14 protein-coding genes are annotated in these 13966 nt (G+C 32.7%); 4 read left to right on the top strand and 10 right to left on the bottom strand.

Annotation, left to right across the window (positions count from 1 at the left end):
- Window positions 1-72: 72 nt before the first annotated feature.
- Window positions 73-1098, bottom strand: coding sequence for a sulfate ABC transporter substrate-binding protein (locus GC105_RS02500; protein WP_152801360.1), 1026 nt, complete (start codon window positions 1096-1098; stop codon window positions 73-75).
- Between the two features lie 643 nt (window positions 1099-1741).
- On the opposite strand from GC105_RS02500, the gene deoC reads away from it, so the two are divergent.
- The gene (gene deoC / locus GC105_RS02495; RefSeq protein ID WP_152801358.1) at window positions 1742-2482 is read left to right on the top strand and encodes a deoxyribose-phosphate aldolase; all 741 of its coding nucleotides are present in this window, start codon (window positions 1742-1744) and stop codon (window positions 2480-2482) included.
- Between the two features lie 47 nt (window positions 2483-2529).
- Window positions 2530-3354 carry an SDR family NAD(P)-dependent oxidoreductase gene (locus GC105_RS02490; protein WP_152801356.1) on the top strand — a complete coding sequence of 275 codons (825 nt, stop codon included), beginning with the start codon at window positions 2530-2532 and terminating at the stop codon, window positions 3352-3354.
- 128 nt (window positions 3355-3482) lie between these two features.
- Here GC105_RS02490 and hisC read toward each other — a convergent pair whose 3' ends face one another.
- A complete protein-coding gene (gene hisC / locus GC105_RS02485) occupies window positions 3483-4553 on the bottom strand; it encodes a histidinol-phosphate transaminase (protein ID WP_152801354.1) in 1071 nt (356 codons plus the stop codon).
- Between the two features lie 61 nt (window positions 4554-4614).
- Window positions 4615-4788 carry a hypothetical protein gene (locus GC105_RS16755; RefSeq protein WP_193708250.1) on the bottom strand — a complete coding sequence of 58 codons (174 nt, stop codon included), beginning with the start codon at window positions 4786-4788 and terminating at the stop codon, window positions 4615-4617.
- Window positions 4789-5007: 219 nt separating this feature from the next.
- On the opposite strand from GC105_RS16755, the gene cooS reads away from it, so the two are divergent.
- The gene (gene cooS / locus GC105_RS02480; protein ID WP_152801352.1) at window positions 5008-6918 is read left to right on the top strand and encodes an anaerobic carbon-monoxide dehydrogenase catalytic subunit; all 1911 of its coding nucleotides are present in this window, start codon (window positions 5008-5010) and stop codon (window positions 6916-6918) included.
- Window positions 6919-7227: 309 nt separating this feature from the next.
- Window positions 7228-8940 carry a methyl-accepting chemotaxis protein gene (locus GC105_RS02475; protein WP_152801350.1) on the top strand — a complete coding sequence of 571 codons (1713 nt, stop codon included), beginning with the start codon at window positions 7228-7230 and terminating at the stop codon, window positions 8938-8940.
- 288 nt (window positions 8941-9228) lie between these two features.
- Here the strand turns inward: GC105_RS02475 and GC105_RS02470 are convergent, their stop codons facing one another.
- The 7 genes from GC105_RS02470 to GC105_RS02440 all read right to left on the bottom strand — a co-directional run bounded on the left by GC105_RS02470 (window position 9229) and on the right by GC105_RS02440 (window position 13944).
- The gene (locus GC105_RS02470) at window positions 9229-9942 is read right to left on the bottom strand and encodes a class A sortase (protein WP_152801348.1); all 714 of its coding nucleotides are present in this window, start codon (window positions 9940-9942) and stop codon (window positions 9229-9231) included.
- 164 nt (window positions 9943-10106) lie between these two features.
- On the bottom strand, window positions 10107-10850 hold the full coding sequence (locus tag GC105_RS02465; RefSeq protein WP_193708249.1) for an LPXTG cell wall anchor domain-containing protein: 744 nt from the start codon (window positions 10848-10850) through the stop codon (window positions 10107-10109).
- 130 nt (window positions 10851-10980) lie between these two features.
- Entirely contained in the window at window positions 10981-11589 is a 609-nt protein-coding gene (locus GC105_RS02460; protein WP_193708248.1) for a TasA family protein, read from the bottom strand.
- 16 nt (window positions 11590-11605) lie between these two features.
- Window positions 11606-12130: a signal peptidase I gene (locus GC105_RS02455; protein ID WP_193708247.1), complete on the bottom strand. Its 525-nt coding sequence runs from the start codon at window positions 12128-12130 to the stop codon at window positions 11606-11608.
- A gap of 81 nt (window positions 12131-12211) precedes the next feature.
- On the bottom strand, window positions 12212-12772 hold the full coding sequence (locus tag GC105_RS02450) for a SipW-dependent-type signal peptide-containing protein (RefSeq protein ID WP_152801340.1): 561 nt from the start codon (window positions 12770-12772) through the stop codon (window positions 12212-12214).
- A gap of 26 nt (window positions 12773-12798) precedes the next feature.
- Window positions 12799-13410, bottom strand: a complete 612-nt coding sequence (locus GC105_RS02445) for a hypothetical protein (RefSeq protein ID WP_152801339.1) — start codon at window positions 13408-13410, stop codon at window positions 12799-12801.
- 45 nt (window positions 13411-13455) lie between these two features.
- Window positions 13456-13944, bottom strand: coding sequence for a signal peptidase I (locus GC105_RS02440; RefSeq protein ID WP_152801337.1), 489 nt, complete (start codon window positions 13942-13944; stop codon window positions 13456-13458).
- Window positions 13945-13966: the final 22 nt, after the last annotated feature.

The following is a 13966-nucleotide window of genomic DNA, read 5'->3' as shown; positions in this document are numbered from 1 at the left end:
TTATACTAATAATACTTTGTTAATTGAGCACCTCTAGGTTTTCAAAAGTGAAATATTTGTTAGATTTTCACTTTACTTAATATAAATTTGATCGAATATACCACCATCCACAAAATGTTTTTGTTGTGCTTTTGTCCATCCTCCAAAAATTTCATCGATAGTAAAGAGCATAATTTCTGGAAAAATTGAAGCATATTTTTTTGCTACATCTTCATTAACTGGTCTATAATAATTTTTAGCAGCAATTTCCTGACCCTCAGTACTATATAAGTATTTAAGATAAGCCTCTGACACCTGACGTGTTCCTTTTTTATCGACTACTGAATCAATGACAGCAACTGGTGGTTCAGCTAATATACTCATAGATGGCACGACTATTTCAAATGCATCTTTATCAATTTCATTAACAGCAAGATACGCTTCATTTTCCCAAGTAATTAGTACATCCCCTAATCCTCTTTCAACAAATGTTGTAGTTGATCCTCGTGCTCCTGAATCAAGTACAGGTACATTTTTATAAACTAATTCAATAAATTCTTTTGCTTTTTCTTCATTGCCGCCGTTATTTTTAAGAGCATATCCCCAAGCTGCAAGATAATTCCAACGTGCACCTCCAGAAGTTTTAGGACTAGCCGTTATTATCTCTATCTCCGGTTTAATTAGATCATCCCAATCTTTTATATTCTTTGGATTACCCTTTCTAACGAGAAATACAATTGTAGAAGTATGAGGTGATGAATTATTTGGCAAACGACTTTGCCAATCTTTATTAATAATCTCTTGGTTTTTATTAATTGAGTCAATATCATAAGCTAATGCTAGACTTACTATATCTGCCTGATTCCCATCTAAAACAGTCCTCCCTTGACTACCTGAAGCACCATGAGATTGCAAGATGGTTACATCTTCCCCTGATGTTTCTTTCCAATACTTTACGAAGGCAATGTTATATTCTTGATATAGTTCTCTGGTAGGATCGTATGAAACATGTAGAAGTGTTACCTTTCCTTTTTCTTGAACTGGACTACAACCTACCAGCAATGATAATAACGTCATTACTACAACTATTATAGAGATACTTTTATGTAATCCTTTCATGCACTCACACCTTCATCGAAATACCAATACGTATAATTCGTATATGTTTAGTTTATATAATATGCTCTATGATTTTCATTGTCAATAGATTTTTATTATTATTCATATATATTTAGTAAGTTTAATTGCAATGTCACGGCAATCCCATGAAAAGTTATTTAAAGCACGCTTTTTAGTTTTATTTTTTATCATTTAAAGGTTCTTCGAACTTTTAAAAAAATATATCTGAAAGTAGCTAACTTTATTGAGTATTTTTAAAACATTAGCAAACGATAGCTTCGCTAAATTTGACCTTTTACTACTGTAATGTTAATATTTCTATATAAAGAGAAACTTTATTAATTAGGGGGTTTTCTTCATCCCCTACTTAATATTAGTTCTCGCGAAACAATAAGCCAAGCGAAAACATGTTTTCGCTAGTACCTTAATGACGGAGCAGTTAAATAGCTTGCTAATTTAACTGTGGAGTTATTAAAATACGTAAATGAAAGTTTGCTTTCATTTGGCGAATGTCGCGGCTTTTACAGGCACTTAACTCCCACTTATCTTTCTTTACTATCTTGAAATCTTGAAGTGAGAGTCTTAGTGCCTGTTAATGCGGGATAAACATAATTATCTTTTCAAGTAAACGGAGGTTTGATTAATGAAACAATTTAATGGAGACTTAAAACAAATAGGTCGTATGATCGACGTTAGTGCTGTTAGAACTGATGTTACACTTTCTGAAATCGACCAACTAGTAGAAGTAGCGAAGAAATATAACTGTATCTGTACATTTGCTATGCCTTGCTTTACAAAATATCTTGTTGATAAGCTTATAGATTCACCAAATACAATGGTTGGTGGTGTTGTCGGATTTCCTTCCGGAGCAGATACTTCCTCAATCAAAGTCCTTACTGCTAAAGAAATGATTGCTACAGGATGCAAAGAACTCGATATGGTCATTAATGTAGGTGCTTTAAAGTCAGGTAAATTCAATATAGTTAAAGATGATATTAAAGCTGTCGTAGATGCCGCAGAAGGTATACCTGTAAAGTCTATATTAGAAGTTGGATACCTTACAGATGACGAAATTGCTAAAGGAAGTGAGATTGCAGTAGAAGCAGGTGTTACATTCGTTAAAACAGGTACTGGGTGGGCGCCAAAACCAACTACTGTGGAAACCATAAAGTTAATAAAATCAGTCATTGGAGATTCTACTCAAATTAAAGCTGCGGGAGGTGTCAGAGATCTTGATACTTTGCTTAAGATGATTGATGCAGGATGCAGTAGATTTGGAATAGGAATACGTTCAGCTATAACAATATTTCAAGAAGCCTATAATCCCTCAACAATCGTGATTTCAGACACTATTGAAAATTTAAATCCAAATGACACTTATTAGTATGTACTATCCTATCCTAAAATTACTGGATAATGGAAGGAGATTAAATGGAAAAAAAACTTATTAATAAAGTAGCCATGGTGACAGGAGCTGCCCGAGGTATAGGAAGAGAGTACGCACTCAGACTTGCTAAATTAGGTGCTAATATCGTCATCACTGATATTGACTTAACTGCTGGAAACTACAAGGAATCAGATATTTCTGCAAATACAGTTAAAGAAGAACTTGAGAATTTAGGTGTAAAAGCCCTTGCATTCCAAGGCGATGGCACAGATGAAGAATTTGTTGTAGATGTAGTAAAATCTACTATGAATGAGTTTGGTCACATAGATATACTTATAAATAATATTGGTGGAACTGGTGGAGCTGGCCCTGGACTTGCTACTGAAATGTCAGTAGAAAAATTTAAGAAGGTAATCGATATTAACTTAACCACAACTTTCATATTTTCTAAACACGTGGCAAATATCATGAAAAAACAACGTAGCGGAAAGATTATAAATATTTCATCAGTAGCTGGGGATGTGCCTCTTTTTGTTGTTCAACCACATTATGCAGCAGGAAAAGCAGCTGTAATATCTCTTACCAAAACTCTAGCACTAGAATTAGCACAATATGGTATTACCGTTAATGCGATTGCACCAGGTTATATTAGCACAGTCAAATGGGATGCTCATTTTAGTAGCCAAGTAGAAGAATTAGTTAAAAAAGTCCCTATAGGAAGGATTGGTACAACAGAAGATTGTGCCAAAGTAATTGAATTTCTTGCTACTGATTTATCTGATTATCTTACTGGGCAAACAATTCAAGTAGATGGCGGATTATTAGCACTAAACCCCTCCTCTACAAACACAGACACATATCACTTGTAGTTTCTTAGTTATATTTAAAAATTTTGGTTAATAGAGTAAAAGAACGACCTCATAGACGTTCCTTTACTCTATTATTAACTAGGTCGCTAAAATCCAAATTTTTTAAACGCGTAGAAAGCGCTTTCTTGTTATAGATTGTTTTCATAGACTATTTTGCATACTTCTCTTATGAAAATGTCCATTTCCTTATCATTACCTATGGTTACTCTAAGGTAATTATCTATTCTAGGCATTTTAAAGTATCTCACTAGAATAGCTCTCTCTCTTAACTTCATAAAAATATCTACTGCTTTTATAGAAGAGTGGTTAATAAATAAAAAATTTGACTTTGAATCTATAACATTAAACCCTATCTTTATCAATTCAGAAGTTATCCTCTTTCTCGTATCCATAATTTTATTTCTTGTTTCTTGAAAATAATTTTCGTCATTTATAGCTGCAATGGCACCCTTCAAAGCCAACCTATCTAATGTATATGAATTAACTGAATTTTTAACTCTATTTAGACCTTCTATTAAATCTTTATTACCAAGTGCATATCCCACTCTTAATCCTGCTAAAGAACGAGACTTAGAAAATGTCTGAATCACTAGTAGATTTGGATACTTATCCACTAGAGCTACTGCAGAATCTCCTCCAAAATCAATGTACGCTTCATCTACTATAACTACTCTGTTAATATTTTTAATTAATACCTTCTCAATATCTTCAAGTGGTATACAATTTCCTGTAGGCGCATTGGGATTTGGAAAAATTACACCACCATTTTTTTTATACAGTTCTTTTATAGGTAATGTAAAATCCTCATTCAAAGGTACTAACTCATAATTAATTTTAAATATATTTGCATATACAGTGTAGAAACTATAAGTTATATCTGGAAATATAATAGACTCAGATGAATCAAAAAATGCCATAAATGAAAATGCTAAAACTTCATCTGAACCATTTCCTAAAAAGACTTGATCTTTGTCTAGATTATAATAGTTTGCTAAGGCTTCCTTTAATTCACTTCCATTTGGATCAGGATATAAACTCAATTTATCATCTGTAACTAACTTAATAGCATCGATTACTTTATTAGACGGCGGATACGGATTTTCGTTAGTATTAAGTTTAATGTATTTTTTGTCTTGAGGCTGTTCACCTGGAACATAAGGTTCTAAATTTTGTGCAAGTCTACTCCAATATTTACTCATATTTTCACGCCTTTCTGCTTAATATGCAACTATATTAACACTAGATATGATAAAAATATTATTACGGCTCATAATGATCTTCTTCGTAATCAAACTCTATCTTTTTCATAGTTGATCTATTTGTAAAGCATTTATCTTTACTATTATTTATATCGCTATTTTTTAAGCGATCGTAAGTGTCTTCTTCATAATCAAATTCTACTCTAAAATCCTTGCCATTTCCGATGATTATCACTCCTTGTTTATAAAATAATTCTTGAATGTAATGTAAAATTGAAGAATGTTAGTTAAATTTATTCTAGCATATAAGAATATAATAAACATCATTAGGTCTTTAGTCAATCCGATATATATATATCGGATTGACTATATATTCTCACAAACAACATTATTTTATAAAAATTGCACATACTATTTACATTAACAATTATAGATTTTACCTGAGGAGGTTACTATGTCTACTACTATTTTAGAAAAAAAAGAAGGTCGTGTAAGCTATCATGACTCTGTTGAAGAGATGCTTAAAAGGATTAAAGAAGATGGTCTTTCAAGTGTATTTTCAAGATGGGGTGAGCAAGAAAAAATTCGCTGTAAATACTGTCTTGAAGGCTTAAGCTGTCAACTTTGTACACAAGGTCCTTGTAGAATTAGTGAAAAAGCAGGTGCAGAAAAAGGTGTTTGCGGAATTGGTCCAGATGCAATGGCTATGAGAAATTTGCTTATGCGTAATATTATGGGTGCAGCCACCTATGGCCATCATGCATATGAAGCTTTTAGAACACTTAAAGCTACAGGCGAAGGAAAAACATCTTTTAAAATAACTGATGTAGATAAGCTTAAATCCATGTGTGAAAAGCTTGGAATTAAAACAGACCAAGACACTAATCAGTTGGCAATTCAATTGGCTGATCTTCTAGATAAAGAAATGAAAGTGAATCCGGATCAGGAAAGTATGATGGTTGAGGTCTTTGCACCAAAAAAGAGAAAGCCATTATGGAAAGAATTAAATATTTATCCTTGTGGAGTCCAACATGAAGTAGAAAACTCAATTGCAAGTTGTTTGACAAATGTTGATGGTGATTATGTATCCCTGGCAAAAAAAGCTCTTCGATTAGGATTATCTACAATATATACAGCACAAATCGGACTAGAAATGACACAAGATATTTTATTTGGAACTCCTATGCCCCACGAAGTAAATGTTGATATGGGTATTATGGATCCAGATTATATTAATATTGCTTTTAATGGACATCAGCCATGGATTGCTGTTGCTACTCTACAAAAGGCTAAAGAATCTCACTATCAAGAAATGGCAAAAAAAGCTGGTGCAAAAGGACTTAGAATTGTTGGTTCTATTGAAACAGGACAAGAATTACTACAAAGGTTTGAAGTTGATGATGTCTTTGTAGGCTTAATGGGAAATTGGTTGTCTATTGAACCATTCCTTGCAACTGGAACTGTAGATGCTCTAGTTATGGAAGAAAACTGCTCTCCTCCTGCCATCGATCAGTATGCTGAGAAGTATCAAGTAGCTCTAGTCAGTGTAAGCACTATTATAGGAGTTCCAGGAACTCAACACGAAATGCCTTACTACCCTGCTAAAGCTGATGAAATGGCAGAAAATTGTATTAATATTGCTATTGATAATTTTAAAAAGAGACATAATAAAATATTACCTATGGTTCCCAAACAAAAACAAAAAGCTATTGCAGGTTTCTCAACAGAGGCTGTGCTCAAAGCAATTGGAAATGACTTAAATGTATTAGTAGATGTTATAACAAAGGGGCAAATTAAAGGGATTGTTGCCTTAGCAAACTGTTCAACTTTACGAAATGGTCCTCAGGATTGGAATACTGTAAACCTTACTAACGAGTTGATTAAAAGAGATATCTTAGTAGTTTCTGCTGGATGTGGTAACCACGGTTTAGAAGTAGCAGGTATGTGTAATTTAGATGCAATTGAATTAGCTGGAGAAGGTCTAAAAAGCGTTTGTAAAGCCTTGCAAATTCCTCCTGTACTAAGCTTTGGAACTTGCACTGATACAGGTCGTATTTCTATGTTAGTTACCGCTTTAGCAGATCACTTAGATCTGGATATATCAGATCTTCCAATTGCAGTTACTGCTCCTGAATGGATGGAACAAAAGGCCACTATTGATGGTTTATTTGCAGTTGCATATGGTGCCTATACCCATCTTTCACCTACTCCCTTTATCACTGGAGCTCCAAAACTTGTAAAACTTCTTACAGAGGATGTTGAAGGATTAACTGGTGGAAAAGTAGCTCTAGGTGATGACCCTGTTCAAGTAGCAATAGATATAGAAACACATATCAATAATAAGAGAAAAAAATTGGGTATGTAAAACGAGGGAATTTCCCTCGTTTATTTATTATCACGAAGTAATGAGCCAAATGTCTGCAAGCAGCCACTTGGCGACTACCGCGTAACCCGATAAACTCGTAAATCGTGTTTCTTGTGGTTTGCAAAGACCTTGATCCAAGCGTTTTCTTGTGGCTAAACTTATCTGACTAGCTTATTGAGTTGCATTCTTTTCTATCATACTTGAACTTGTTAAATCTATTTAATTATTAACAAAACTATTAATTAATCAAAGAGTATACCGATATAATTACTTCTGTAATTAACATAAGAAAATGGAGGTTTATTTCGCATGGGATTTTTGAAAAAAATTACTATTAAAAAGAAATTATACTTTTTGGTAATACTACTTTCCATCGTTACCATATTTGTCGGTATATATGGATTGAATGGGATTAAAACTACAAATCAAGGCCTAGAAACGGTGTATAACACAAACGTAGTTCCACTTGAAAATCTAAAAAAAGTTTCAGATTTATATGCAGTGAGTATTGTTGATATATCACATAAGGTTAGAAATGAAAATATTTCATGGTCACAAGGTTTAATAAATATCGATAATGCAAATAACGGTATTTTAGCCTTATGGGATAGATATAAAAAAAGTCCTTTAACTACTGAGGAAGAAAAGCTTGTAGCAGAGGCTGAAGTTCTTTTTAAAGAAGCTGATCTTTCGGTAGAAAAATTGAGAGAAATTATAGTACATCAAGATGAAGAGGCCTTAGTTGAATATACCACAAATGAATTATACTTTAAAATTGATCCCATTACAGAGAAAATAGGGGAATTAGTCAATCTTCAATTAACAAATGCCGAACAAGAATATAGAGAAGCTGAAAAACAATATAATAAATCTCGTACACTTTTATTAGGAATTATAATCATAAGTTTAGGAGTTGCAGTTGTTCTCTCTGCTTTGGTGGTTAAATCAATTACTAATCAAATTGCGATTATGATGGCAGGGATAAAAAAAGATGAAGACGGAAACATAACTATTAAGGAGATAGATATTAAAACACAAGATGAATTAGGTGAATTAGCAAGATCATTAAATATTATGACCTCTCAGATTCGAGATTTTATATTAACAATTATATCTTCATCTACAAATCTTGCATATGCATCTGAAGAATTGACATTGACTAGTGAACAATCTGCTATTGCAGCTAATGAAGTATCTCAAGCCATAGATGAAATCGCAAAAGGTGCTTCAGCTCAAGCAATAGAAACTGAATTGGGAGCAAATAGTATTCATAATTTAGGTGATCTAGTAAGTGAAAACCAAGACTATATACATAAACTAAATAGTGTAACTCAAGATGTTGACAATCTTAAAAACCAAGGTCTAGAAATAGTTAAAGAACTAGTTCAAAAAACACAATTAAGCGAAAAAGGGACAGAAGAAGTATATAATATTGTATTAAAAACACAAGAAAGCGCACAAAAAATTGAAGTAGCAAGTCAAATGATCAAGGATATATCTGACCAAACAAATCTTCTTGCGCTTAATGCTGCTATTGAAGCAGCAAGAGCAGGTGAGTCTGGCAAAGGATTTGCAGTGGTGGCAGAAGAAATTAGACAACTAGCTGAACAGTCTAACACATTTACTCAGGAGATTGCCATGGTTATAAAAGACCTTTCTACTAAATCAAGTAATGCTGTATCAACAATGAATCAAGTTGGTGAAATAGTAGCTGCTCAAACTGACAGTGTAAATATGACTAACTCAAAGTTTACAGGTATATCTGAATCTATAGAGAAAATGAAATCTATCATTGAAATCTTTAATGAATCAGGTAATAAAATGGCAATAAAAAAAGACGAGATAATATCAGTCATTGAAAACTTATCTGCCATATCTGAAGAAAATGCAGCTGGAACAGAGCAAGCTTCTGCATCAGTTCAAGAACAAACTACAAACATTAGTCAAATTGCTGATAAAACTGAAGACTTGACAAAATTAGCTCAAGATATGAAAATAGCAATTTCAAAATTTAAACTTTAGGCAATAATAAGGAAAACTAAAAAATTATGATTAAGATTTTTCTAGTTTTCCTTATTATATTTATCCCGCATTAACAGGCACTAAGACTCCCACTTCAAGATTTCAAGATGAAAAAAGATAAGTGGAGGTTAAGTGCCTGTAAAAGCCGCGACATTCGCCAAATGAAAGCAAGCTTTCATTTACGTACTTTAATAACTCCACAGTTAAATTAGCGAGCTATTTAACTGTGGAGTCATTAAGAGGTACTAGCGAAAACATGTTTTCGCTTGGCTTATTGTTTCGCGAGAACTAATATTCAGTAGGGGATGAAGAAACCCCTACTGAATAAAGTTTCACTTTATTAAAAGTATCATCGTAAGGATACTCTTTGACAAGCTCTCCTAACGCAAAAAATCTCTTACCTGTCTTAGATGAATAATAACATGTCATAAGTGAAATGATTGGCGTTCCCCGTTGATTTGATTTGTTATCAGATATCATAGCAAGATTAGTATCTGAAACTACCGCTGTATTATAAACACTATATTCATACACAATTTTTTTATCCGTTATTTTTATTATACTTCCTTTTTTTATGTCCATTAATCCACCGAAAAGCGTATCTTTTCTTTTTATATAATGTCCTGCTAAAGTATAATTATTTTTGCCCATTATTTGATCTTTTTTCATGGTAGCAGCACCTGCAAGCAAGTTACTTTCTGAGACACCTTTAACAATAGGTAGATTTAGATTAATATCTTCTATTATTATTTGCCCTATAATAAGATTGGGATCAAAATTTCTCGAACCTATTAAAGTTCTAGTAAGATCAACGTCTCTAACACCATTAAAATCAAAATCTGCATCTCTCAACATATTTCTTTGTAAATCTTCAGCTGTCAATTGATCTAAATTGTCAGCATTGTTATCGCTAATGATTTTTAATATCATATCTGCTACAGTAGGTAGTAATATTAAAAATAAACCTATTACAATTAATAGTATAGAGACTTTTCTTTTCATAATATCACCTCACTCAAATTAGTTCCTAATATGTAATAATCCCCATCAAAGATGGGGGATATCACATATTATTATCGCTTAGACAAGAATCCAAGCGTATGTTTATAGACCATGTACTACCAAACAAAGCCAGTAAAACAGACAAAACATGTTTTTATGGTCGGTTACTTTTTATTTCTAGATTTATATGCACCAACAGCTCCAGTACCAACCAATGCAATTCCTATAATAGAAAATAAAGATGTTAAAGCCATAGAACCTGTTTTAGGTAGTTTTGCTCCTCCTAGAGGAACTTCTTCATCTAAAATTTCTTTATCTGGTTTATTTATGTCAGGTATTATTGCACCGCCTATTGGCACCTCTTCATCTGGTATCTCAACTAGTTCTTCGTCACTTATTGCAGTGAACTTCCATTGATTGTTATGGGAGATACCCATAAATTCATTACCTGTATCTTTTCCAGGAAGATGAACTAAAATCTGTATATCCTCTGATTGATCTGGTTCAAAAGTTCCAAATTGAATCCCATTAGGATCAGTCGCGAAATCTATCATAGAACCATTGTATATCTCTTCCCCTTTAAATGTGACGCTCAACATTAATTGTTTAAACAAATCAGGGCTTCCCACAGGAGGTTCTTCATCTAATCTGCTTACTTGTAACATCAATTCAAATGAAGTATTATATGTATTACTAACTGTAAGATTAGCTTCTTTATAATCTCCAGGGCCCAAATTCAACTCACTGTACAAGTTGCTATCATGTGGAATTATTTCTAAACCATTATCACTACCAACCACCTGCAAACTACTTGCATATACGGATCCATTAGTAAACACTAATGATATTAACATCATTAGAAATAGAATACTAAAGAATATTGGAGCTTTTATATTCATATTTTTCATTTTAACCATCCTTTAACCAAGTGATACAAATATAGTAAAACTCTTTTTTCATCTTAAAATCTTCAAGTAGGAGCAATACCCAATTTATTTAGCCTAAAAGGTAAGACTCTACACATCTACTATCATGTACCTAGTTTGTTGGAGCCTCGTTTTCTGGAGTCCATTCTTCTACTCCTACAGCAGGTATAAAACCATTAGTTCCCATTACACCAGTAATCCCCCATTCATCTTGAAATGCATAGTGAGATGCTTGCACAGCTTGTACTTCAATATCTATTTCGAAAGTTGCTCCTTTATATCTATTGTCTGTTTTCTTTCCATCAAATGTGATTCCACTTAGCAACAATTCTGTTGTTTCTTCTTGATTTAGTATCTCTTTATAATAAAACCAATTTCCTACTCTAACCCAATCATCTGTGTTTAAATCTGGTACTATATTATTAATAGGTAGTGATACCCTCTCCTGTGCTGAAGTCCACTCAGGAGTAAATCTAACTCTTACATAAGTTTGTTTTGACCCATTACTAGTTACACTTACGTCTTTTTGATACCAATCGCCAGGATTAACATTCTGAATTCCATCTAAAGGGAATTCATCATTTAAAGTAATATCTACGCTTCCAGTGGTAAATACATTGTTTGCCTCAGCACCAGAAGTAAACCACGCCATTGTAGCACCACCGATTACTAATGCAATAACTAAAACTGAAGAAACTAATATAGTAATATTTTTTTTCATTATCATTATCCTCCTACTATTCCATTTTTGAAGTAATTCTTCTTTTTTTATTGGATATAAATGTTAATATTACTGTTAATATTATTAAAGTAGCAATAACTAGAAAACCCATTCTAGATTGTATGAATTTTAGCAAATATCCAATATATGGAGCATTAAAAACAACTTTTCCAACAATCCTTTTACTATCCACTGCATATGGGTCATCTGAATTATTTGCATCACCTCTAGTTATAAAGCTTTCCTCGCGAGTTACTATTTCCATAACTCTGTGTGTGACAACATAACTTCCCATACCCTCATACGTTATAACATCGTTTAATCGAATATCTGTTGGATCAACTTTCTTAACTACAATTAAGGAACCTGTTGGGATAGTAGGAGACATACTACCACTGTCAACGTAATAAATTTTGTGATTTAGAATAGATGAATTGTCTCCTTTACTATTAGTCTGTATAACATTCAATAATAAAACTAATATAACCAACATTGTTATGATAAACATCGTATTCCCTATAACTCTAATAATTCTAACCATTAAGTCCACCATATTTCCTTAAACTGTAGTTATTAAGTGTTCTAATTAAGTAATTATACTTTTAATATGTATTACTTGAAATTATTCTACTTCAAATGCAACCCATGCATCCCCTTGATTAGCAAAGTTTGCAGATTGTATAGCCTGTGCAACTACAGTAATCTTAAGATCATTATCTGTCAACGCTGCAAGAGTCTCATTACTTACGCCTGGCCCTTTTATTTTTATTTCATCAAATACAGGTGGTAGTTCAGTATTTGTACCACTTGATAACACTTCTCCATACTCGAAGTAATAGTCGTCACCTGTAACAGGTGTCACCATAGACCAACCATTATTTAGTTCTAGATCTTCCATTATTGCTTTCAATTTCGCTGGAATAGTTACTTTTACACGAACATAAGCCGATTCACTCCCAGCTAGTACAGTAACTACAGGATCTTTTTCTATTACTTTACCTGGAATAATTTTTGAATTATCCATATCCCAATTTGGCTCTGATAATTCTATCGCTACATTTCCTACTGTAAAAGTATTAGTAGCCTCATCTCTGTCAGTTAAGTATGCAATTGTACCTGCAATAGTTAAAGCACTTACTAGTATCACCACTAGAATTGTCGATAATAATTTATTCTTTTTCATTTTATAACCTCCAAATTTTTATTATATTATTGTAATATTAATGTATCTAACTCAGCTTTTGCTGTATTATAGTCTACTCCTTCTGCTTGTACTGCGTAGGCTTGAATTGTAATATTAAAACTATGTAAATCATCGATACCAATTTCACTTAAAATAGTAATATTGTCGAATAAGCTAGCTGTTTCCACAGAAGATGCCACTTGTGTTTTATAGTAAAACACCGTATTTGTTTGATCCGCTGCTTCCCAATCTGTACTAAATGCAATTGTTGCAAAGTCATCTATATCACTATATGTAGATAATTCCTCTTCTACTTCATAATCTAACTTAATAGCTATCCAAACAGACTCTTCAACACTAGTATTCTTTACTTTAGGATCTTTGGGAATTACTCTACCTGGAACCATATTGTTTGCCTTAGTAATACCCATTGTGGATGTTTGCTCTGGTATAGTACTTTCACCAAATTCTTGCCCATCCCATGCTGGTTCTCTTAATTCAATTTCAATATTTGTGCCTTTAGTAAAAGTATTTACTTTTTCATCTGAAGTTGCCGTCAAGTATGCAAATGTAGCACCTGTAATAATTACTGCACATAATGCAACAGTTATTGATATTAATACAAATTTATTTTTCATAATCCATCCCCTTAAAAATTTTTCTTGACATAGAAGTATAACATTTTAAGTCGATTCTTCCTTCTTCATAATCTGTGGAAGAAATGTAAGTATAATCATTACTATTAATATACCTATCATCAACACGATACCTTGTTTGGTTTTAATAAAAGCTGTTAAAAATCCTAAGTAAGGTATACTAAACAATAATTTTCCTACTAATCTTTCAAACTCTACTGGTCCATCATTAGTCTCATTAGCATCACCTTTTGTTATAAATACATTTTCTACTTCGTTTACTGAAACTACTCGGTGTGTTACTAAATACCCGTTATCACCAGTCATAGTATATGTAATAATATCGCCTTTTGTAATTTCATCAGGTGTCGAAGCTTTTATATAAGCAAGACTACCTGTATGTACTGAGGGCTCCATGCTACCACTTAGCACTACAAAAGTTTTAACTCCTATTAGATGAGGTAGTCCAAGTGATAAAGATACTAAAATCATAAGCGTTAGTATAATTGATGAAACCATTGAGCAAAATCTTTTCATTATGTATTTTCCTCCAAATTAT

Source organism: Alkalibaculum sporogenes (assembly GCF_009362815.1).
Lineage (GTDB): Bacteria > Bacillota > Clostridia > Eubacteriales > Alkalibacteraceae > Alkalibaculum_A > Alkalibaculum_A sporogenes.
This window is presented reverse-complemented; position numbering and strand designations above follow the sequence as displayed.